This is a genomic window from Mangrovimonas cancribranchiae, from assembly GCF_037126245.1.
GTDB lineage: Bacteria > Bacteroidota > Bacteroidia > Flavobacteriales > Flavobacteriaceae > Mangrovimonas > Mangrovimonas cancribranchiae.
The window spans coordinates 487,591-509,177 of record NZ_CP136925.1; the positions used below are offsets into that span (position 1 = coordinate 487,591).

At 33.4% G+C, this 21,587-nt stretch carries 20 protein-coding genes; 12 read left to right on the plus strand and 8 right to left on the minus strand.

Going from position 1 to position 21,587, the window contains the following annotated elements:
* Nucleotides 1-52: 52 nt before the first annotated feature.
* The 4 genes from murC (at nucleotide 53) to R3L15_RS02170 (ending at nucleotide 2,923) form a co-directional block, all read left to right on the plus strand.
* Nucleotides 53-1,408 carry a Mur ligase family protein gene (gene murC / locus R3L15_RS02155; protein ID WP_338732970.1) on the plus strand — a complete coding sequence of 452 codons (1,356 nt, stop codon included), beginning with the start codon at nucleotides 53-55 and terminating at the stop codon, nucleotides 1,406-1,408.
* A gap of 143 nt (nucleotides 1,409-1,551) precedes the next feature.
* Nucleotides 1,552-2,190: a hypothetical protein gene (locus R3L15_RS02160; RefSeq protein WP_338732971.1), complete on the plus strand. Its 639-nt coding sequence runs from the start codon at nucleotides 1,552-1,554 to the stop codon at nucleotides 2,188-2,190.
* Nucleotides 2,191-2,280: 90 nt separating this feature from the next.
* Entirely contained in the window at nucleotides 2,281-2,727 is a 447-nt protein-coding gene (locus tag R3L15_RS02165) for a hypothetical protein (protein WP_338732972.1), read from the plus strand.
* Nucleotides 2,717-2,923: a helix-turn-helix transcriptional regulator gene (locus R3L15_RS02170; protein WP_338732973.1), complete on the plus strand. Its 207-nt coding sequence runs from the start codon at nucleotides 2,717-2,719 to the stop codon at nucleotides 2,921-2,923. Before R3L15_RS02165 ends, R3L15_RS02170 begins: the two co-directional genes overlap by 11 nt.
* Before the next feature lie 67 nt (nucleotides 2,924-2,990).
* Here R3L15_RS02170 and R3L15_RS02175 read toward each other — a convergent pair whose 3' ends face one another.
* Entirely contained in the window at nucleotides 2,991-3,578 is a 588-nt protein-coding gene (locus R3L15_RS02175; RefSeq protein ID WP_338732974.1) for an FMN-binding negative transcriptional regulator, read from the minus strand.
* Between the two features lie 53 nt (nucleotides 3,579-3,631).
* On the opposite strand from R3L15_RS02175, the gene radC reads away from it, so the two are divergent.
* From radC to R3L15_RS02195, 4 genes are read left to right on the plus strand one after another with little or no spacing between them, the layout of a single operon-like run.
* Nucleotides 3,632-4,330 (plus strand): DNA repair protein RadC, encoded by a 699-nt coding sequence (radC, locus tag R3L15_RS02180; protein ID WP_338732975.1) that lies wholly within the window; start codon nucleotides 3,632-3,634, stop codon nucleotides 4,328-4,330.
* 9 nt (nucleotides 4,331-4,339) lie between these two features.
* Complete coding sequence (locus R3L15_RS02185) at nucleotides 4,340-5,641, plus strand: polysaccharide deacetylase family protein (protein ID WP_338732977.1); 1,302 nt, start codon at nucleotides 4,340-4,342, stop codon at nucleotides 5,639-5,641.
* On the plus strand, nucleotides 5,631-6,320 hold the full coding sequence (locus R3L15_RS02190; protein WP_338732979.1) for a YjjG family noncanonical pyrimidine nucleotidase: 690 nt from the start codon (nucleotides 5,631-5,633) through the stop codon (nucleotides 6,318-6,320). Before R3L15_RS02185 ends, R3L15_RS02190 begins: the two co-directional genes overlap by 11 nt.
* Nucleotides 6,321-6,349: 29 nt before the next feature.
* Nucleotides 6,350-7,171, plus strand: a complete 822-nt coding sequence (locus R3L15_RS02195) for a hypothetical protein (RefSeq protein ID WP_338732980.1) — start codon at nucleotides 6,350-6,352, stop codon at nucleotides 7,169-7,171.
* Here the strand turns inward: R3L15_RS02195 and R3L15_RS02200 are convergent.
* Entirely contained in the window at nucleotides 7,168-8,445 is a 1,278-nt protein-coding gene (locus R3L15_RS02200) for a replication-associated recombination protein A (protein ID WP_338732981.1), read from the minus strand. The genes R3L15_RS02195 and R3L15_RS02200 overlap by 4 nt on opposite strands.
* Before the next feature lie 101 nt (nucleotides 8,446-8,546).
* Here R3L15_RS02200 and R3L15_RS02205 point away from each other — a divergent pair, with 101 nt between their 5' ends.
* Nucleotides 8,547-9,293 (plus strand): rhomboid family intramembrane serine protease, encoded by a 747-nt coding sequence (locus R3L15_RS02205; protein WP_338732982.1) that lies wholly within the window; start codon nucleotides 8,547-8,549, stop codon nucleotides 9,291-9,293.
* Here the strand turns inward: R3L15_RS02205 and rlmB are convergent.
* The 6 genes from rlmB to R3L15_RS02235 form a co-directional block, all read right to left on the minus strand.
* Nucleotides 9,290-10,024: a 23S rRNA (guanosine(2251)-2'-O)-methyltransferase RlmB gene (gene rlmB, locus R3L15_RS02210; protein ID WP_338732983.1), complete on the minus strand. Its 735-nt coding sequence runs from the start codon at nucleotides 10,022-10,024 to the stop codon at nucleotides 9,290-9,292. The genes R3L15_RS02205 and rlmB overlap by 4 nt on opposite strands.
* Before the next feature lie 67 nt (nucleotides 10,025-10,091).
* Nucleotides 10,092-11,111, minus strand: coding sequence for a hypothetical protein (locus R3L15_RS02215; protein WP_338732984.1), 1,020 nt, complete (start codon nucleotides 11,109-11,111; stop codon nucleotides 10,092-10,094).
* A gap of 5 nt (nucleotides 11,112-11,116) precedes the next feature.
* Nucleotides 11,117-11,968, minus strand: coding sequence for a hypothetical protein (locus tag R3L15_RS02220; protein ID WP_338732985.1), 852 nt, complete (start codon nucleotides 11,966-11,968; stop codon nucleotides 11,117-11,119).
* Between the two features lie 19 nt (nucleotides 11,969-11,987).
* Nucleotides 11,988-13,493 (minus strand): SusD/RagB family nutrient-binding outer membrane lipoprotein, encoded by a 1,506-nt coding sequence (locus R3L15_RS02225; RefSeq protein WP_338732986.1) that lies wholly within the window; start codon nucleotides 13,491-13,493, stop codon nucleotides 11,988-11,990.
* A gap of 11 nt (nucleotides 13,494-13,504) precedes the next feature.
* The gene (locus R3L15_RS02230; RefSeq protein ID WP_338732987.1) at nucleotides 13,505-16,570 is read right to left on the minus strand and encodes a SusC/RagA family TonB-linked outer membrane protein; all 3,066 of its coding nucleotides are present in this window, start codon (nucleotides 16,568-16,570) and stop codon (nucleotides 13,505-13,507) included.
* A gap of 120 nt (nucleotides 16,571-16,690) precedes the next feature.
* Nucleotides 16,691-18,313 (minus strand): POTRA domain-containing protein, encoded by a 1,623-nt coding sequence (locus tag R3L15_RS02235; RefSeq protein ID WP_338732988.1) that lies wholly within the window; start codon nucleotides 18,311-18,313, stop codon nucleotides 16,691-16,693.
* 250 nt (nucleotides 18,314-18,563) lie between these two features.
* On the opposite strand from R3L15_RS02235, the gene rpsL reads away from it, so the two are divergent.
* The 3 genes from rpsL to fusA are packed head-to-tail and all read left to right on the plus strand — an operon-like array spanning nucleotide 18,564 to nucleotide 21,576.
* A complete protein-coding gene (gene rpsL / locus R3L15_RS02240) occupies nucleotides 18,564-18,938 on the plus strand; it encodes a 30S ribosomal protein S12 (RefSeq protein WP_036121756.1) in 375 nt (124 codons plus the stop codon).
* Between the two features lie 23 nt (nucleotides 18,939-18,961).
* Nucleotides 18,962-19,438 (plus strand): 30S ribosomal protein S7, encoded by a 477-nt coding sequence (gene rpsG, locus R3L15_RS02245; protein ID WP_036121758.1) that lies wholly within the window; start codon nucleotides 18,962-18,964, stop codon nucleotides 19,436-19,438.
* Nucleotides 19,439-19,446: 8 nt separating this feature from the next.
* Nucleotides 19,447-21,576, plus strand: coding sequence for an elongation factor G (gene fusA, locus R3L15_RS02250; RefSeq protein ID WP_338732989.1), 2,130 nt, complete (start codon nucleotides 19,447-19,449; stop codon nucleotides 21,574-21,576).
* Nucleotides 21,577-21,587: the final 11 nt, after the last annotated feature.

A 21,587-nucleotide genomic window follows, 5' to 3' on the forward strand; every position in this document is an offset into this window, starting at 1 on the left:
CTTCTTGCTTCCAAGAAAAACCTATATCTTTGAGGTTTCAATTGCAAGTTTTATGAATGTACATTTTATCGCTATTGGTGGTGCAGCTATGCATAATCTAGCCATAGCATTGCACAATAAAGGGTATCAAGTAACCGGAAGCGACGACACGATTTTCGATCCGTCAAAATCGCGATTAGAAGCTAAAGGATTATTACCCGAACAATTTGGATGGTTTCCAGAGAAAATCACCAAAACCCTTGATGCTATTGTATTAGGAATGCACGCTAAAGCCGATAACCCCGAGCTGTTAAAAGCCCAAGAGTTAGGATTGAAAATTTATAGCTATCCAGAGTTTTTATACGAACAATCTAAAGATAAAACACGTGTAGTTATTGGGGGAAGCCATGGAAAAACCACTATAACATCAATGATTTTACATGTTATGAACTATCATGATCGCGATGTCGACTTTATGGTTGGTGCACAATTGGACGGTTTTGATGTGATGGTAAAACTCACCGAGGACAATGATTTTATCGTTTTGGAAGGTGATGAGTATTTAAGCTCACCTATAGATAGACGCCCAAAATTTCATTTATACAAACCAAACATCGCTTTATTAAGTGGTATTGCTTGGGATCATATTAATGTATTTCCAACTTATGAAAACTATGTAGAGCAATTTAAAATTTTTGTCGATAGTATTGTGCAAGGCGGAAGTATTAATTATAACGAGGAAGATAATGAGGTAAAACGTGTTGTAGAAGCTAGCGAAAACCCTATACGAAAAATAGGATATCATACCCCAGAATATACCATAGAAAACGGTGAAACACTTTTAGACACGCCAGAAGGACCAATGCCTATTGAAATTTTTGGTGCTCATAATTTAAATAATCTGGCTGGCGCTAAATGGATTTGCCAACATATGGGCATTGATGAAGACGATTTTTATGAAGCTATTTCTACATTTAAAGGCGCTAGTAAACGTTTGGAAAAAATAGCAGAAACATCAACAAGTGTAGCTTATAAGGATTTTGCGCACTCGCCCAGCAAGGTAAAAGCAACTACAACAGCTTTAAAAGAGCAATATCCCAACCGAACTCTATTGGCTTGTTTGGAATTACATACTTATAGTAGTTTAAATGCCGAATTTATAAAGGAATATAAAGGTGCCTTAGATGCAGCCGATGTTGCCGTAGTGTTTTATTCACCACATGCTGTTGAGATTAAGAAACTTGATGCTGTTACCCATGAGCAAATAGCGCAAGCTTTTGATCGTGATGACTTGATTATTTATACCAACCCAGACGATTTTAAGAGTTATTTATTTTCCCAAGATTTTAATAACAAAGCCTTGTTGCTAATGAGTTCAGGTAATTATGGTGGTTTAGACTTTGATGAAGTAGAAGGATTAATTAAGTAACTTTATCATTCTGGATTTGGTTCAGGATCTTATGTTTATTAATAACACAATAAATAACAAGTGTACCGTTTCTAAGACATACTAACCATTTACTACTTTTTATAAAAGACAATTACGTTTATTAACTAATTTAATTTATTAATATGATTCGTAATTTGTTATTATTTGCTCTAGCAATATTAATCTTTTCTTGTACTTCTGATGATTCTCAAATTCAACAAGATGATGAAGCCAATTTTTATGCTTTGGAAGTAGGCAATTGGTGGGTTTACAAAAACTATAAATACAACATTAATACTGAGTTTTATGAGAATACAGGAGTTGTGGACTCTGTCAGTATTGTTGGTACAGAAATGATTGATGGAAGTACCTATTATGAGTTTAGAACTAAAACCACTGGAAATGAAGATGGCATAACCTATTGTAACCCTAATGGAGAACATTTTGAGTTATTAAGGGATTCCTTAGGGTATTTGATTTGGGAAACAGGTCAAATCAAATTCACCAATAACGATTATGAGCAAAGGGAATTGAATGCTCAAAACTGGGGAACTATTTACGAAAAGCTTATGCAAGAGCAGGAAACCCTTTCTGTAGAATCTGGAACTTTTAGCTGTATTTATTTTGAGCGTTATGCAATTGACTCTAATGGGAATCAACTTCCAGGAAAGGATCATTTTTATTATTCAGATGGTATTGGGTTGATTTATGATACTAGTTCATTTGTTTCAGATCCAATACATGTTGTAGAGCGTCGATTGGATACTTACTTTGTTCAATAAAATTGATGAAAAAATAATAGTTCAAATATTTGTTATTTAAAAAATGTAAAGCTAACTTTACGTAAAGAAAACTTTACAAAAAATAATATTATGTTTAAACTTCTACCACATCGTTTTAAAAAAATGGGGCTAATTATAGCACCAATTGGATTTTTTCTTTGGTTAGTCATGCAGAAGGGGTGGATATCAAGTTTTTCAAAAATTATTGGACTTACAAATCCGACCTTATTGAATATAAGTTTTGCAATTCTTGGCTTTTTCTCTTTTATGTTTGGTCTTTATGCTTTGGCATTTTCTAAAGAAAAAATAGAAGATGAAATGATAAAAAATATACGATTAGAGTCTTTTCAGTTTGCTGCTTTATTACAAATTGTAATTATAACTATAGGCTTAATTTGGGTTGGTTTAATGAAAAATCCGCCAAAAGATGCTGGTTTAATGTTATTTTTTATTGCAACAATTTTCATTTTTTGGTTAACATACATTACACGTTTTAATTACATTCTTCACTTTGAAATTTACAAACATGAAGAATAATGTTAAGGTAATAAGAAAAGATAAAGGATTAACACAAGAGAAACTAGCCGAATTACTTAATGTATCTCGTCAAACAATCATATCTATTGAATCCAGTCGTTATGTTCCGTCAACAATGTTGTCTCTAAAAATAGCAAAGTACCTTAGTAAGAGAGTTGAAGAGCTTTTTGAACTAGAACAGAAGGATTTTGATTAAAAAGATAGTTAGCTTAAATGATAGGTTTTGTTCAGAACTAATTGATGATAATTTAGATTAAGCTAAACTAAAACATCTTGTTCAAAAACTTTTCAATACTTTTTTGATGCTGTTTTATGAGTTCTTGTTTAGCTAATTCAAAATCTTCTGTGTTGCGGTTTTGGGAGAGTTTAAACTTGCCTTCCCAATGCGAAATGGTTATTTCAAACCCTTTTACGTAGGGTAAATAAGCTTCCATTTTTGGGTTGTCGGCTTTTAAAATATAGGCATTTTCAGGCTCTAAAAAGGTGGTCATGTTAATCATACTTTGTTTAATTTTATCTGCATCCGTAATTTCCGTAGCTATTCCTTTTAAATGCACTTTTACGTAGTTCCAAGTAGGGAGTTGTTCGGTTTTGTACATGCTAGGAGAAATGTAGCATTGCGGTCCAGAAAAAATAATAGTAACAGGCTGGTTATCTTTTAATAATTCGGCTTGGGGATTAAACTTATCTACATGTCCAATAAGCTTGTTGTCATTATAAATAAGCGGTAAATGTGTAACAACTGGCTCATCATTTTTTACCGAGATAAGTGTAGCTAGAGGAAATTTCGCCATCATGGCAATCATGTGAGCTTTGTTGTTATCTTGATGAATTTTAGGTGGATACGCCAATTTAGAATGTCCTGTAAGTTGATTTATAAAAATACAATATTTATATTTATAAAATGACTGATAAAACTAGTTCGTTTTCTATAAAGCATTGGAATCAAGATGATCAACCAAGAGAAAAGCTACGCGATAAAGGAAAATCTGTATTAAGCGATGCCGAGTTGGTGGCTATTCTCATAGGTTCAGGTAGTCGAGAAGAAAGTGCTGTAGAGCTTTGTAAACGTATTCTAGCAAGTGTAGACAATAACTTAAACGAATTAGGAAAACTATCTTTAAAGCAATTAATGGCATTTAAAGGAATAGGCGAAGCTAAGGCTATAAGTATTGCTGCTGCCATGGAATTAGGAAGACGACGTAGGGGAGAAGATGCTTTAAAACGAAAAAAAATAACCTCCAGTATTTCAGTATTCGAATTAATGCAACCCATAATAGGCGAATTACCACACGAAGAATTCTGGATTATTTATTTAAACAATTCTAATAAAGTTTTACAGAAACTTCAGTTAAGCAAAGGTGGTATTACCGGAACTCTGGTTGATGTGCGTTTGGTTATGAAAACAGCCTTGGAATGTGGTGCAACAGCTATAATTTTAACTCATAACCATCCTTCGGGAACGTTAAAGCCAAGTGCGGCAGATAAACAGATAACACAAAAGTTAAAAGAAGCAGGACAAAGTTTAGATATTAAAGTACTAGATCATCTTATCGTAACCGAAAATGCTTACTTTAGCTTTGCCGATGAAGGTGTTATATAAATACTTTTAATGCTATTAGTTTATACTCATAAAATCACACCGCGATTAACCTATGCTTTTAAGCATATTTGTACACGTGTTTTAGGTGTTCCTGTAAACTTCACGACAAAAGTAGAGGAGTTTATTGCACATAATAGTATAAAAATGTCTTATACAAAACAGCCATTAAGCAGTGAAGTTTTTGTAAGAAGCCATGAATTGCTATTTGAACAAGGATTATCTGATTTAGATTTTTATGTTCAAGATTGGGATGATACAAAAGGTTTTTTTTCCACAACGGAAAAAAGCACCTTACCTTTTGATATTTTTGCAGCAACATTTTATTTGTTAAGTCGATATGAAGAGTATTTACCACATGTAAAAGATGAGTATGGTCGTTTTACAGCCACCGAAAGTCTAGCTTTTAAGCACGATTTTTTACATCAACCAGTTGTAGATATTTGGTCTTACAAGTTAAAAACTGTGTTACAAAAACAGTTTCCGGAATTTCAATTTCCTGAAAAGAGTTACGATATTAAACCCATAATAGACGTTCCTTCACCTTACGATTTTAAACAGAAAGGATTGCTAAGAACCATAGGAGGAACCTTAAAAGACTTAGTGAATTTTAAGTTAAAAAAACTCTACTTAAGGTTTTTAGTTTTGTTTGGTTTACGCCATGATCCTTACGATACCTATAAGTACATTCTGAACAAACAGAAACAGTACGATTTTAAATTTCAATTTTTCTTTTTAATTGGTGATTATTCAACTTTTGATAAAGGTGTTAGCGCACAAAAAAAGCAATATATTTCATTAATAAAACACGTGGCAGATTATTGTCATGTTGGTCTAAAAGCATCATATTTTGCTTTAGAGAATAGTAGTATTCTAAAGAAAGAAAAAATACGAATGGAGTCTATATTAAACACATCGTTGTCAGCTTCTAGACAATCGTTTTCAAAGCTTAATTTGCCAGAGGCTTACCGTAATTTGGTGGACTTAGAGATTTTTGAAGATTATACGATGGGCTATGTTAATCATTTAGGGTTTCGAGCCGGAACATGTACGCCATTCTACTTTTATGACTTAGATTATGAAATACAAACCCCACTAAAGGTTCATCCTTATCATTTAATGGATTATGCCTTATTAAAAATTCATTCGCAATTAGATAAGAAAAAAGCCATTAATGAATTAATTAAAGAAATTAAGGCAGTAAAAGGTGAGTTTGCACCAGTTTTTCATAATTACACGTTTAGTGAAATAGAACGTTGGCAAGGATTTAAAGAACTTTTTAATTTAATGTTAGATTCGAAATATGAAGCTTAACGGAATAACCGATGTTTTTTTTGATTTAGATCATACACTTTGGGATTTTGATAAAAACTCAAAGCTAACTTTTGATAAAATATTTAAAATAAATGATATTGAAGTAGATTTAGATGAGTTTGTCTCTGTATATGAACCCATAAATTTTCAATATTGGAAACTATACCGTGAAGAAAAAATAGATAAGAAAAACCTTAGATTTAATAGGTTACAGGATACGTTTACTATACTTAAGTTACAAGTTCATGAAACGACTATAAATAAACTTTCAGACGATTATATTACGTATTTATCTACTTATAATCATCTTTTTAATAACGCTGTAGAGATATTACATTATTTATCAAAAGACTACCAATTGCATATTATTACCAACGGTTTTAATCAAGTACAACGAAAAAAACTAGTCAATTCTAAAATAGACGTTTTCTTTAAATCGGTAACAGATTCTGAATCTGTTGGTGTGAAAAAACCAAACTCGAAAATTTTTAATCATGCTATAACATTAGCAAATACTTCACCAGAGCAAAGCATTATGATAGGTGATAATTTAGAAGCTGATATTTATGGCGCATTAAATGTTGGCATTGATGCTATTTTTTATAACTTAAACAATACTTCTGTAGATAATGGTATTAAACAAATTACGAGTTTACAAGAGTTAAAGGATTACTTATAAATACTATACTTACAATTAAAATATTTTACATGAAAAGGACTTGTTTATTATTGTTAACGCTGTTTTTAACATTATCAGCTTACACACAAAAAAATATAAATAATTATAAATATGTTGTCGTTCCTAAGAGTTATGACTTTTTAGGTGAACCTGATAAGTACCGATTAAATTCTTTATCACAGTTTTTATTCGAAAAATATGGTTTTACTGCAATTATGGAAGGCGATGAGTACCCAGAAGACTTGCAAAAAAACGGATGTTTAGCCTTGTACAGCAATGTAGAAAAAGATGGTGGTCTGTTTTTAACCAAATTAAAAGTAGTTTTAAAGGACTGCAAAAAGGATATCGTTTACGAATCTAAATTAGGACAGAGTAGAGAAAAAAAATATGTTGTAGCTTACAATAAAGCACTTAGAGATGCTTTTGTGTCTATAGATATGTTACAATACGCTTACGAACCATTGCCAGAGGATAACAAAAGCGATAGTGAAGAGGTAAAACAACTCAAAGCTGAGATTAAGCAATTAAAAGAAGATAAATCAAAACCAATAAATAATACTGTTAATGTAGATATAGCTACAACAACTCAAGTAGCAAAAGAGGCAGCACCTTCAAAAACAACCGATTCAGCTTTAGTGTATCAAGCTAAACTTAATTCCAATGGGGTGTTCTCTTACGATGTTTTTACCAATGGCGAAAAAGCCTTTACATTATTATATACAGGAAAGGAAGATATTTATATGATTAAAGATAAAAATGCAGTTGTTTATAAGCTTAATGGTAATTGGGTTAAAGCAGAGCAATTAAATACTGGAGACTTACAGGTTAAAGTTATAGACCTTAAGTTTTAATAGCCGTATTTATTTTTCCAACGTTTTTTTAAAAAGTCACGTTGGGCATTTTCTCTTGCATTATTACCTGGTTCGTAAAATTTCTCTCCAGTAATTTCTTTGGGAAGAAATTCTTGTTCAGCAAAATTATTATTGTAATTATGGGCGTATTTATAATTATCGCCATAGCCTAAATCTTTCATTAATTTAGTTGGCGCATTTCTAATTTCAAGAGGTACACTTAAATCGCCTGTTTGTTTAACCATAGCTTGTGCCGAATTAATAGCTTGATATGCAGTATTACTTTTAGGCGAGCAGGCTAGGTAAGTGGCACATTGGCTTAAAATAATTCTAGATTCTGGGTTGCCTATAACCGAAACAGCTTGAAATGTATTATTAGCAATTACTAATGCTGTAGGATTAGCATTTCCAATATCTTCACTTGCTAAAATTAACAAGCGTCTAGCTATAAATTTAACATCTTCACCACCTTCAATCATTCTTGCCAACCAGTAAACAGCTCCATTGGGGTCGCTACCACGAATAGATTTTATAAAAGCTGAAATGATATCGTAATGTTGCTCGCCCGTTTTATCGTAACGTACGGTATTACTTTGTACTTTATTTAAAACAAATTCGTTTGTTATTGTAATTTCTTCTGCGGTTTCCGATGTAATGATTAATTCAAAAATATTAAGTAGTTTCCTAGCATCACCACCAGAAAGACGTAATAAAGCATCGGTTTCTTTAAGGGTGATGTTTTTTTTAGCTAGTTGTTCATCTTTTTCAATTGCACGCGTTAAAAGGGCTTCTAAATCGGTTTTTTCAAAAGCATTTAAAATATAAACTTGACATCGTGAAAGTAGGGCAGGAATCACTTCAAAGCTTGGGTTTTCTGTTGTGGCACCAATTAAAGTAACCCAGCCTTTTTCAACAGCTTGTAATAAGGAATCTTGTTGCGATTTACTAAATCTATGAATTTCATCAATAAATAGAATAGGGTTTTTAGTTGTAAACAAGCCACCACTATTTTTTGCCTTTTCAATAACTTCTCGAACATCTTTTACTCCAGAATTTATGGCGCTAAGTGTGTAAAATGGTCTTTTTGATTGTTCGGCAATAATGTTAGCCAAGGTCGTTTTACCTGTTCCTGGTGGTCCCCAAAAAATCATAGATGGAATAATACCTTGCTCGATATGTTTGGTTAATACACCTTTGTCACCCACAAGATGTTTCTGACTAATATAGTCTTCCAAAGATTTTGGTCGTAATCGTTCTGCCAATGGTTCGTTCATGTGGTAAAAATAATGTAATTTAAGTGGAATTAAAAGATGTTGATTACTGACATTTTATCACATCAGTCTATATTGGATTACCTTTTGCTTATAAAGTTAATATGAATCACTTACATGACGACAATTTTAAGTTTACCAATGGTGTAGTACTTTACCCTATATTATTTGTTTTAATTATTTGGGTGGTGTTTTGGGTTGAGATTAGATTTGGTTTAGATTTTACGTTTTTAGGTGTTTATCCACAATCGTTGTCTGGTTTAAAGGGTATTGTATTCAGCCCTTTTATACATTCCAATATTACGCACTTATATCATAATACCATACCCTTATTTGTTTTAACTGCTGCCATGTTTTTTTTCTACAAAGACATTGCATGGAACGTAATTGTTTATGGAGTTCTGCTTTCGGGTTTGCTAACTTGGCTTATAGGACGACCATCTTACCATATTGGAGCAAGTGGCGTAATTTATGTATTGGTGAGTTTTACTTTTTTTAAGGGTGTTTTTGCTAAACACTTTAGACTTATTGCTTTGTCTTTATTAGTTGTTTTTCTTTACGGAAGCATGTTATGGTACATTTTTCCAGTTAAAGAGCAAATGTCTTGGGAAGGACACTTGTCGGGGTTAATTACAGGATTATTGTTTGCTTTTATTTTTAGAAATAAGATAGCAAAACCAGTTAAATATGAGTGGGAAGATCCTGAGTATAACGAAGATGATGACCCATTTTTAAAGCATTTTGATGAAGACGGTAATTTTATTGAAACACTACCAGAAGAAGAATTTGAAACAGATGAAAACTCTTCTTATAGGGTAAATTATATTTTTAAAGAAGACAATAAGGACTAATGTCTTTGTCTAACTACTTCATACAAAAAGGCACCACAAGCTACAGAAACATTTAAAGACTCTATATCGCCAAGCAATGGTAGTTTTGCTTTTTCATCTACAGCTTTTAAAACCGAAGGGGAAATACCTTTGCCTTCAGCACCCATTATAATACCTGTAGGTTCTTTAAAGGAAACATCATAAATAAAATTATCTGTTTTTTCAGTAGCAGCTACCACTTTTATACCAGAAGCCTGTAAATGAAATACAGCATCTTTAATATGATCTACTTTACAAATGGGGATTTTAAAAACTGCACCAGCACTTGTTTTAATTGTGTCGGCATTTACTGGAGCGCCACCTTTTTTCTGAATAATAATACCATTAACCCCTGTACATTCGGCAGTTCTTATAATAGCACCAAAGTTTCTAACATCGCTTAGTTGGTCTAACAATAAAAATAGAGGTGTTTTTCCAGATTCTATAACACTCATAACCAAGTTGTCTAAATCATAAAAGTCGATAGGTGAGATTTGCGCAACAACACCCTGATGGTTTTTATGTGAGAGTCTATTTAATTTTTCAACAGGAACTACGCTATAGGAAATATTTTCTTTTTTAACGAGATCATGTAACTCTTTATATAATTCGCCTTGTAAGCCTTTTTGGATAAAAAGCTTATCAACTGTTTTTCCAGATTCTATGGCTTCAATAATAGCACGTAAACCAAATATTTGAGTGTTTTTTTCCATGGGGTAAAGGTATAAAAAAAGCGACTGAAAATTTCAGTCGCTTTTTTATCTTTTTATAAAAAAGATTTTATTTGTTTCTAGCAGGTAAATTTGAAAAACCTGTTAGTAAAGAACCTAACTCTGCTTGTCTACCAGAACCTAAAGTTTCACCTGTTGTTACATCAAAAATAGTAACAACATCTCCTGTAATGTTAAATGAAATAACATACGTTGGAGGAAGTGCTAAGCCTGGATCTGATGGTTGAGTAGTGTCATATGCATTTTCATCTGTTTGAACATAGCTTCCAGATAACTGTGTACCTCCTCTAAGGTAAGATACTGTAATAGGAATATTAAAATCTAAACCTAAAAGATCTAAGCTTGCGTTTTCATATAGTGTTTGGAACACGTGAAAATCGCCTTCTCCTAAAGATAAAGGTATAATTGCTTGTTCAGGACAATCTGCAGTAGCTGCTAAGTAAGATAATAAATTGAAATCAGCATCAGCTAAAATAAAATCATTATCATAACCTACTTCACATAATGAATATTCAGTATCATTATAAGTAAAAGTTCTCTCCCAATCAAATGTCATAGTAATATAATCTGCTGCAGTATTTGTAACATCAATAGTTAATGGGATTTCATCATAAATATAAGCTGCCATATTTCTTCTTGATAAAACTTTTAGTTTTACTTCTTCATCAAGATCATAAGCATCATCAACTAATAATTCAACAGAAAAATCTATAGAAGTTGAGTAAGCAGGAATAGTTAAAACTTTATCTCCTTCTTGTAATCCCCAATCTCCAGGATCAATTTGATCATTTAAAAGAATTTCAAAGTCTTCATGCTCTATAGCTTCAGAGTCTTCATCTACTACTACAAAAAGATTAGAGTCTCTATTGGTCGCTTTATCTAGGTTAATTGTAAAGGTTACAATCTCACCTTCAGCTGCACTAGCACTATTATTTAAGGCACTAGCTTGTGGTTTATTGCTAGAATCATAGTCTTGAACGTCGTTATCTACACTACTACAAGAGTAGATTGATACTGCAAAAGCTCCTAACAATAAATATTTTAAATTATTAAATTTTGTCATTTTCATAAATTTTATTGTTTAACATAAGTTGAGGTGTACGTTGATCCAGCCCAACCAAAGAATGATTGACTATGTTCCATGGTTAAGGTACCAGTCTCAGCATTGTACATACCGCCATCAATACATCCTATTGCTCCATCAGCGTATCCGCAATAAACAGGTTGTGTATCTACTGCTACAATACCTCCACATAAAATTGAAATGGTTCCAGGGTTTGCTATATCGTTAGTAGAGCACATGTGCAATAAACCACCATCGGCTTCAGTGATATCAAAAGTACCATCTCCATTATCAATAATTTGAACCTCTTGACTTGTACCAGGACAAACATCGTTTGTCATAACGTAAGTTCCTGCTAAATCAGCTTGACAAATACCTTGTAATGTTAAATCGATAGATTTAAAGTCTTCAGATATAATGTATCCTGAAGCACTTATCTCGTCAATAACAACAGTAATATACTTAGCGTTGTCTGGATCTAAGTTAGCAGTATGAACAGTTAATGGAATAGTTCCAAATGTCTCACCAGCTTCAATTGTCATAGGAGAAGTGGCATTTACGTCATACTCAACACCTTCTTCAGCATAATCAGGATATACATCTGGATCCATAGATTCTATATGCCAAGTTACAGTAATATTACTAGAACTAGCTCTAGATAATAGTATTGGTAGATTATAATCTTGATCATCACCTAAATCAACTACAAAGTTTACTGATCTAGCATCTCTCTCAAATTGTACAAATTGAGGAGTATTGTCAAAGTCTCTAAGTTCATTTTCTTCGTCATCAACTAAACAAGATGTAAAAGCTAATGCTAAGAACGAGACTAAAATTAGTTTTGTAAATTTCATTTTTTTCATTTTTATAGAATTTTTTTAATTATTCATTCCAGAATACTGGAACAGAGAACATATCGCTATTGCTTTGTTGTGGAACGTTAGCAGAGTTAGAGATATACTCAGATTGTGGGTATAAAAGTCTAATAAATCTTGCTGGACGTGAAGCGTTAATTGCTAACGGTACATCTGGATAACCAGTTCTTGTATATTCAACAAAAGACTCTAAGCCATTAATTCCATTTAAGGCGATCCACTTTTGAGTCATAATAGCTTCTCTTTTATCTGTAGTAGTATTCCAACCTAAACCTTCACCATCAATGGTTCCGTTATCGGTTTCAATATCAGTCATATATGTTCCCATAGCAAGACCATGGAAAGCAAAAGAATCAGTAATTGCTTGTTGGAAGTAATCTAAACCTGAGCCTGGGAATCCATAATATTCTGCTGCCTCAGCTTGTAATAGTAAACTTTCAGAAGACGTCATTAAAATTCCGTCTTGTTCACTACTAATAACAAGAGATGGTCCAATACGAGCAGAGTTTGGAGTTGCTGTATCATTAGTTTCACCTTGAACAATACCTAAAATAGCAAAACCAGATTCGGCTTCGTAAATACCGTTTATTCTGTTATCGAATATACCATTGGTACTACCATTTAAAAACTGTACAGCGTAATCTGCTGCTCTTATAAAGTCTCTGTTAAATGTTGCGTTTCCTCCAGAATCTTCACCATAACTAGCAAAGTAAGGGTTTTGCTTGCCGGCATCATTAGAATAACCAGGATTAATAGTTACTGTTTCTCCAGCTCCTAAAAGAGGTTGCCCACTTAATGCTGCAATTTGATTACTTACAAAACTAGCATCACCTGTAGTTCTTAAAGATTCTCTTAAAAGAATACGTAACTTTATTGTGTTAGCAAACTTTTCCCACATAGCCATATTACCTGCAAAAACAACATCTGCATCGGCTAGTTCTTCAGTATCTAAATTTGTATTATTATTTATAAGATCAACAGCATCCGTTAAATCTTGTAAAAGAGCTCTATAAACACTTTCAGCATCATCATAAGCTGGAGTTAAGTTTTCTTGAAATTGGTGCATTTCTGTAAAAGGAATATCACCATAAAGGTCTACTAAATATTGAAAGTAAAAAGCTCTCATAATTTTGGCTACAGCAATATGATTTTCATAATTAGGGAAATCTGTATTAATAATTGCTGTTAAGTTAGCTGTTGAGCTAAATAAACCATCCCAAATACCAGCATAAAAAGTATTATCTATACCAGTTAAAGTAAATTCTTCTACAAAACCACCAGTTACACTAGTAACATCTCCAGCCCAGTTTTGCATCATGGAATTACCTAGGTAATTTCCTGTGGAAGTAAAAGTCGAAAAAGGTCCTGTTAACGCTGCAGGAAGTATTAAATCTGGATTTAAACTTTCTGCTTGTGGGTTATTTGGATCTTCATTTATATCCAAATAGTCTGAACAACTTGCAATACTAAATAGTGCAAGTGATAGAATAAATATGTGTTTTATTTTCTTCATTTTCATTTTTTTTAGAATGTTAGATTGACATTAAAACCAAAAGATCTTGTTGAAGGGTATTGAGCTGTATTACTAATACCTTGCGCATTTCCTGTAGAAAAGTTAACCTCAGGGTCAATACCAATGTTTTCATCAGGGAAAACTGTAATAGGGTTTCTAGCAATTACACCAACTGATAATCTATCAATTTTAGTGTTTGATAAAATCTTGCTTGGAAATTCATAAGTAAGAGATAATTCTCTAACTTTAAATGCTGTGGCATCAAAAATATTATTCTCACCAACATCGGCATAATCTCCAGAGAAATAGTTTACATAATCAGCCATAGTATTCCCACCAGTTGTGTAAGAATTATTAGCTTCATATACTCCAGGAGAAACCTCGATTGCAGAGTTAGGGAAAATAAATGGTTGTCTTCCGTTTTGCGCCGTTACAGGGGCATGACCACTCCATGTTAATTCTCTAGCAGTTAACGATCCAAATACATGACCCGTTCTGTAATCCATTACAGCGGATAAAGTAAAGCCTTTGTAGCTGAATGACGTATTATAATTAATAATATAATCTGGAGTAGTTTTTTGTGGATTAACAAACTCTGATGTTGTTCTTGGAGCGTTATATGGAGAATCAGTATCTATAAGAACTCTTCCATAAGGATCTCTTTCGTAGCTGGTTGCTTTAATAACAGGGAAAGGTTGTCCTACTTCAGCAAAGATAGCCATACCAGCTACTGAGTTTGTTAAAGCTAAACTGTTAACACCATCTGCTAATTCATCAACCTTAGTTTCATAAGTTGTAAAACTTAAATTGTTTGTCCATTCAAAATTATCTGTTCTAATAGGTGTGAAGCCTAAATCAACTTCAAATCCTTCAGAAGAAGTCTTACCAATATTCTGTGTTAGGTTAGATACACCTGAAGCAGAAGATCCTTGCACGCCTATAATTTGGTTTTTGTTTTCTGTGTTATAATAAGAACCACTAAGTGTTAATCTACGCTTAAAGAACTCCAAATCAAGATTAAATTCTAATGAATTGATATATTCATTTTCAATCATAGGATCTGTAATAGATGGGTTTATAACAAACGAGTTTAAGTCCCCATAAGAATAGCCTCCTGCTTGAACACCAACAACATCAGTAGCATAAGTACCAACGTTTGCATTACCTACTTGTACATAGTTAGCAGAAACTTTAGCATAACCTAATACATCACCTTTTATAGATGGGAAAGCTTTTGTAGGAACAAAAGATAAACCTACACTAGGATAGAAGAACGATCTGTTATCTTTATGTAATCTAGAAGTCCAATCATTTCGTCCTGTAGCAGATAAGAATAAAAAGTCTTTATAGCCTAAGTCTACTTGTCCAAATAAACCTATTGTTCTTGATCTTGCTTTTGAGTTACCAGTAGTTGGTACACCAGTATAGTTTTGAGCATTGTAGAAACCAGCAATGGTTAAGTCTGTATCGCTATGAGAAACAGAGCTACTCATGTTATCTGTGATGTTGTTACCTAATAACACTTGTAACGAGAAATCATCAGATAAGTCGTAGTCAAAATTCACTAATAAATCAGAGTAAATAGATCTAGAAGATGATTTTGACGTGGCATAACTAGATAAAATAGAACGGTCTGAACCACTAAATTGAATGACATCTGTAAAGCCATTTCTGTAGCTTTCACCTGTTGTTTCAGTCAATGTACCACTGATACGATAAACCACATTAATGTTATCATTAACGTCGTATTTTATTTCACCAATACCATTAAATCTATTAGTATCGTTGTCACTTCTTTGATTATTTAAATACCAATAAGGCGAGTTAAAATAACCATTCCAGTGTAAGTTGTTATCTCCTGTTGAGAAGTCATTAACATCAACGTTACCTGGTGTATGTAGTAATTCACCATACAAGGCATTAGAGGTTGTATTTGTACTTCTTGTAACATAAGAAGCGTTACCACCTATAGTTAACTTACCTAATTTTTTATTAGCTTTAAAGTTAACTGTTGTTCTATTTAGTTCATCTCCTGGTATCACGAATTCAGTTCTTTGGTTACCAACAAATAGAGAAGTACTTGACGTTGCTGTTCCTCCTGAGATTGCTACAGAGTTTTGAAATGTAGTACCGTTTGTGAAGAAGTCTTTAACATTATCCTCAATTGGAGCGTATGGTCTAACAGTAAAGTTACCATCATAGTCAGGTAAACCTACAGGTTGTAAAGAACCATCATATCTTGGTCCCCATCCACCGTTTTCATAAGTGTAGTGGTTACCATCCCATCCTTGACCGTAAAGAGTTTGTCTTTCTGGTAAATAGGCTACAGATTCAAATTGCGTTGATGTATTTATGTTTACTCTCATTTTACTGCCTTCAGCCCCTTTTTTAGTGGTAACGATTAACACACCGTTTGCACCTCTAGACCCATATAAAGCAGCACCATTCGCACCTTTTATGGCGTTAACAGATTCAATTAACTCAGGGTTTAAATTGCTTAAAAAGTTAGCTGATTGAATAACACCATCAACTACAACTAAAGCTTCATTGTTACCTGTAATAGATCTAGGCCCTCTAAATACAATTCTTGTATCTTGATCAACACCGTAATTAGTTGTGTTAATTTGTAAACCAGAAACCTTACCAGCTAAACTTTGCACAACGTTTGGGTTGTTAGCTTTAGTTATTTCATCAGCATCAACAACTTGATTAGATGTTGTGATTTGATCAGCAGTACGTTCAACATTGAATGCTGTAATTACTACTTCATCAATAGCTTCAACATTAGGCTCCATAGCGAAGCTAATAGTGTTGGAAGCACCAACAGCCATTTCTTTAGTAGTGTAACCTACAAAAGAATAAGACAATACATCGCCTTGGTTAGCGCCGATAGAGTAATTACCGTCAAAATCTGTTTGGGTACCGTTAGTAGTCCCTTTTACAATAACATTAACTCCAGGGAGTGGTAATCCGTTTTCATCGGATATCGTTCCTGAAATTGTTTTTTCTTGCGCGAACGAAAGTTGCACAACAAACGCTAGAAATAGCGTTAGAATTCCACTAAACTTTGTTTTCATTTTATATTTTATTTGAATTAGTCTACGCCAAAAATCATAATAAAAAGTTAATTAAACAATAAATAAGGGTTAAAATTTTGAATTTTTTTGCGAAAATCACCGTGTGAAGCTAAAGTTTTCCTAAAAAAATGAAGTTAAGCTTAGGTGTACTTGAGAGTTGGAAAACTTAAATTTTTGGGCTTCAGTTTTGCCGTTGGCATAGTTGAATTTTAATAGCCCTGCTTTTGTTAATATGCCAAAACCTAACCCAAAACCGTAAAGCTTTTCTTTCTGATTTACAATGTCATTCTCTAAGTAAGAGAAATCTATAATGGTATGAAGGTAAATACTTTGACTTAGTGAATATCTGTATTCTGTATTAATGACGCCATATAAATTTGCGGCTAGGCTATTCTCTTTAAAGCCTCTAATAGAATTTATTCCTCCAAACCGGTAGAGTTCGTTTTCTAAATAATTATTAGAGATTAAATAGCCGCCATTAGCCTTTATGAAAACACTATTTTTACGATTTAAATTAAAGATTTTATAGGTATCAATAAATATATTGTGTTGTTCGTTTTTTTCTTCACTATTTCTATATCCCGTTCCTAATTCTAAATTAATGTATGTGGAAACAGGGAATAAACGATTGTTTGTTTGTATGTTTTGGTGTAGGTAGCCTATGTTGTAGAAAAAGGATTCGTAGTCTTCAATAGGAGTAAAGTTACTGGTGTTACTTAATAAGTTGTTTGACTTTATTGATTTTACCCCAGCTGAAATTTCATTTTTTGCATTTAACTGATATAAAAGTTTGGCGTTTTGAGATGCTGTTGTAAATGATGAATCTTTTTTAAATAGGTTTAATTGTAATTGAACCCCGATTGGAGAGTTAAATATATATGGTATTTTTAAGTTAGCATTAAATGTTCGTTGTTCGTTTTCATCGCTCTTATATATTAGTGAGAATGATTCGCCTAGATTTAGATTATTGTTTAAATCTAGGTTTAGATAGCCGTTAAATTCTAAGTTGCCGCTTTCTTCGTTTGTTCCAAACCCTAAAAAACCATCAAAATTATTGCTTTTGGTTTTTTTAAGATATACATATAATATAGTAGAGTCTTTGGTGAATAAAACTTCAGGATCTTTTATTTGACTAGAAAAACGTAATTGATCTAGATTGGATAGTTTTTTTTTAGTGCTATTTAGGTTAAATACATCTCCTTCTTTAATTTTTAAGTTATGTTTTAAATATGCTTTTGGGAATTTTTTATACCCTTTTACTATAATCTTGTCAATTTTTCTGCTTTCTGCTTTTTGTGTTAAAGTTAAATGGGCTTTTAGTGTGTTCTTATTTATAACGTGTTCGGTGAGTTTCACTGTCGAAAACGGATCTCCTGATTCAACTATCTTGGCGCTTAGTTGTTCGAGAGTATTTTGAGTTTCCTCGAAAGGAATTATAATATAGTCTTTTGTGGTTGTGTTTCTGGTTATTTCATTTAAATATGTTTTGATGCTGTTTTCTTCGTTAAAGAAGATCTTGACTGAGTCAATTTTGTTACCTAAAAGCATTTCGCAGGTAATAAGACTATCGGTTGTTTTTTTTACACTAGATGTTTTTGTCCCTATATAGCCATTATTAATTAACGTTGTTTTTAACTTGTTAATTTCATTCGTGACCGATTTAAAGTTGTTGTGCTTGTTTTTGTAGCCTATTCGGTTTATAGTTTGTGTTTCTAAACTATCTTTGCTGGTAATTTGTAACATTAAGTCTTGGCCAAAACTTATGTTTGCATTTACACAATATATAAAAAGGAGTAAAATGAAAGTTCTAAACACGTTTTGCAATAGGGTTTAGTGTGTAAAGCTAACGCAAAATGTAAATATATGATATGTAAGAGGTGTCAAAATTTTAATTCACTTGAAAATTAATGCAATAACATTTGAAAAATTAATTTTTATTTCTACCTTTGCAGCCCTCAAAAGTGAGGGTTAAAATAATTTTATATAGAAATATATGCCAACAATTTCACAATTAGTACGAAAAGGAAGAGCCAAAATAACCAAGAAGAGTAAATCGGCTGCTTTAGATTCGTGTCCACAAAGACGTGGGGTTTGTACGCGTGTATATACGACTACGCCAAAAAAACCTAACTCAGCAATGCGTAAAGTTGCAAGGGTAAGGTTAACTAATGGTAAGGAAGTAAACGCATACATCCCAGGTGAGGGACATAACTTGCAAGAGCACTCGATAGTATTGGTTAGAGGTGGAAGGGTAAAAGATTTACCAGGTGTTAGATATCACATTGTTCGTGGTGCATTGGATACCGCAGGTGTTCAAGGTAGGACGCAACGTAGATCTAAGTACGGTGCAAAACGCCCTAAGAAGTAATTAAAAACTTTTAAGAAGAAGACATGAGAAAAAGACAAGCGAAAAAAAGGCCTCTTTTACCAGATCCACGTTTTAACGATCAGTTAGTAACTCGTTTCGTTAATATGATGATGTGGGATGGAAAGAAGTCTGTGGCTTTTAAAGTGTTTTACGAAGCAATAGATATCGTAGAGCAAAAGAAAACAGATGACGAAAAAACAGCTTTAGAAATTTGGAAAGATGCACTTTCAAATGTGATGCCTCACGTAGAAGTGCGTAGCCGTCGTGTAGGTGGTGCTACGTTTCAAATTCCAATGCAAATTCGTCCAGACCGTAAGGTGTCAACTGCTATGAAGTGGTTAATTAACTTTGCGAGAAAAAGAAACGAAAAATCAATGCCTCAAAAACTAGCTGCTGAAATTTTAGCTGCAGCTAAAGAAGAAGGTGCTGCCGTTAAGAAGCGTTTAGATACTCACAGAATGGCAGAAGCAAATAAAGCATTCTCTCACTTTAGATTCTAAAATATAAAATGGCACAAAGAGATTTAAAATATACAAGAAATATAGGGATTGCCGCTCATATTGATGCTGGTAAGACAACAACTACAGAGCGTATTCTTTTCTATACAGGAGTTTCTCATAAAATAGGTGAAGTACACGATGGTGCTGCAACTATGGACTGGATGGAGCAAGAGCAAGAAAGAGGTATTACAATTACTTCAGCTGCAACAACTTGTACTTGGAAGTTCCCAATGGAAAATGCTAAAGAATTACCAGAAACTAAAGGGTATCACTTTAATATTATCGATACTCCGGGTCACGTTGATTTTACCGTAGAGGTAAACCGTTCGTTAAGAGTATTAGATGGATTAGTATTCTTATTTAGTGCTGTTGATGGTGTTGAGCCACAATCAGAAACTAACTGGAGATTAGCAGATAACTACAAAGTGCCTCGTATGGGGTTTGTTAATAAGATGGACCGTCAAGGATCTAACTTTTTAGCAGTTTGCCAACAGGTAAAAGATATGCTAGGGTCTAACGCAGTGCCAATTGTATTACCAATTGGAGATGAGGCAGACTTTAGAGGGATTGTAGATTTAGTAAAAAATAGAGCTATCGTTTGGCATGAGGATAATTTCGGTTCTACGTTTGACGTAATCGATATTCCTGAAGACATGAAAGACGAAGTTAAAGAATATAGAGCAAACCTTATCGAGGAAGTAGCTGGATACGACGAAAATCTTCTAGAGAAATTTATGGAAGATGAAGAGTCTATCACAGAAGATGAAATCCACGCAGCATTACGTGCAGCAGTTATGGATATGTCTATCATTCCTATGATTTGTGGTTCGGCATTTAAAAATAAAGGTGTGCAGTTTTTATTAGATGCTGTTTGCCGTTACTTGCCTTCACCAGTAGATAAGGATGCTATTGTAGGTACTGATCCAAATACAGGAGAAGACACTACACGTAAACCAGATGTAACAGCGCCATTTTCAGCGTTAGCATTTAAGATTGCTACCGATCCTTTTGTTGGTCGTTTAGCATTCTTCCGTGCATACTCTGGACGTTTAGATGCAGGTTCTTATGTGTTAAATAACCGTTCTGGTAAAAAAGAACGTATTTCACGTATTTACCAAATGCATTCAAACAAGCAAAATGCAATTGAATATATTGAAGCAGGTGATATTGGAGCTGCAGTAGGATTTAAAGATATTAAAACAGGTGATACATTATCAGATGAGAAGTCACCTATCGTTTTAGAATCTATGGAATTCCCAGATCCAGTAATTGGTATTGCTGTTGAGCCAAAAACGAAGGCAGATGTTGATAAATTAGGAATGGCTTTAGCTAAATTAGCTGAAGAAGATCCAACATTTACAGCTAGAACAGACGAGTCTTCAGGACAAACAATTATATCAGGAATGGGTGAGCTTCACTTAGATATTATTGTAGATCGTCTTAAGCGTGAGTTTAAGGTAGAAGTTAACCAAGGTCAACCTCAAGTAGAGTACAAAGAAGCTGTTACACAAAGAGCTGAACACAGAGAAACTTACAAGAAACAGTCTGGTGGTCGTGGTAAATTCGCAGATATCGTATTTACTTTAGAACCAGCTGAAGAAGGTAAACAAGGTCTTGAGTTTGTTTCAGAAATTAAAGGTGGTAACGTACCAAAAGAATTTATTCCTTCTGTAGAAAAAGGATTTAAAATGGCAATGCAAAATGGTCCATTAGCTGGATATGAAGTAGACGCCATGAAAGTTACTTTAACAGATGGTTCTTATCACGATGTGGATTCAGATCAATTATCATTCGAATTGGCTGCAAAGTTAGGATTTAAAGCTGCTGCAAAAGCTGCAAAAGCTGTAATCATGGAGCCAATTATGAAATTAGAAGTGTTAACTCCTGAAGAAAACATGGGAGATATTGTAGGGGACCTTAACCGTCGCCGTGGTCAAGTAAATGACATGAGCGATAGAGCAGGGTCTAAAGTTGTAAGGGCTAACGTACCGTTATCTGAAATGTTTGGTTATGTAACATCATTAAGAACATTGTCATCAGGTAGAGCAACATCAACAATGGAATTCTCACACTATGCTGAAACGCCTGCTAATATCTCAGAAGAGGTGATTAAAGCAGCAAAAGGAGTTGAAGCTTAAATTTTAAGAAA

Bases quoted from the DNA above. Each gene is read 5' to 3' on its own strand.
- murC (WP_338732970.1), top strand. From the start codon at position 53: ATGAATGTACATTTTATCGCTATTGGTGGTGCAGCTATGCATAATCTA.
- R3L15_RS02160 (WP_338732971.1), top strand. From the start codon at position 1,552: ATGATTCGTAATTTGTTATTATTTGCTCTAGCAATATTAATCTTTTCT.
- R3L15_RS02165 (WP_338732972.1), top strand. From the start codon at position 2,281: ATGTTTAAACTTCTACCACATCGTTTTAAAAAAATGGGGCTAATTATA.
- R3L15_RS02170 (WP_338732973.1), top strand. From the start codon at position 2,717: ATGAAGAATAATGTTAAGGTAATAAGAAAAGATAAAGGATTAACACAA.
- radC (WP_338732975.1), top strand. From the start codon at position 3,632: ATGACTGATAAAACTAGTTCGTTTTCTATAAAGCATTGGAATCAAGAT.
- R3L15_RS02185 (WP_338732977.1), top strand. From the start codon at position 4,340: ATGCTATTAGTTTATACTCATAAAATCACACCGCGATTAACCTATGCT.
- R3L15_RS02190 (WP_338732979.1), top strand. From the start codon at position 5,631: ATGAAGCTTAACGGAATAACCGATGTTTTTTTTGATTTAGATCATACA.
- R3L15_RS02195 (WP_338732980.1), top strand. From the start codon at position 6,350: ATGAAAAGGACTTGTTTATTATTGTTAACGCTGTTTTTAACATTATCA.
- R3L15_RS02200 (WP_338732981.1), bottom strand. From the start codon at position 8,445: ATGAACGAACCATTGGCAGAACGATTACGACCAAAATCTTTGGAAGAC.
- R3L15_RS02205 (WP_338732982.1), top strand. From the start codon at position 8,547: ATGAATCACTTACATGACGACAATTTTAAGTTTACCAATGGTGTAGTA.
- rlmB (WP_338732983.1), bottom strand. From the start codon at position 10,024: ATGGAAAAAAACACTCAAATATTTGGTTTACGTGCTATTATTGAAGCC.
- R3L15_RS02215 (WP_338732984.1), bottom strand. From the start codon at position 11,111: ATGAAAATGACAAAATTTAATAATTTAAAATATTTATTGTTAGGAGCT.
- R3L15_RS02220 (WP_338732985.1), bottom strand. From the start codon at position 11,968: ATGAAAAAAATGAAATTTACAAAACTAATTTTAGTCTCGTTCTTAGCA.
- R3L15_RS02225 (WP_338732986.1), bottom strand. From the start codon at position 13,493: ATGAAGAAAATAAAACACATATTTATTCTATCACTTGCACTATTTAGT.
- R3L15_RS02230 (WP_338732987.1), bottom strand. From the start codon at position 16,570: ATGAAAACAAAGTTTAGTGGAATTCTAACGCTATTTCTAGCGTTTGTT.
- R3L15_RS02235 (WP_338732988.1), bottom strand. From the start codon at position 18,313: ATGTTACAAATTACCAGCAAAGATAGTTTAGAAACACAAACTATAAAC.
- rpsL (WP_036121756.1), top strand. From the start codon at position 18,564: ATGCCAACAATTTCACAATTAGTACGAAAAGGAAGAGCCAAAATAACC.
- rpsG (WP_036121758.1), top strand. From the start codon at position 18,962: ATGAGAAAAAGACAAGCGAAAAAAAGGCCTCTTTTACCAGATCCACGT.
- fusA (WP_338732989.1), top strand. From the start codon at position 19,447: ATGGCACAAAGAGATTTAAAATATACAAGAAATATAGGGATTGCCGCT.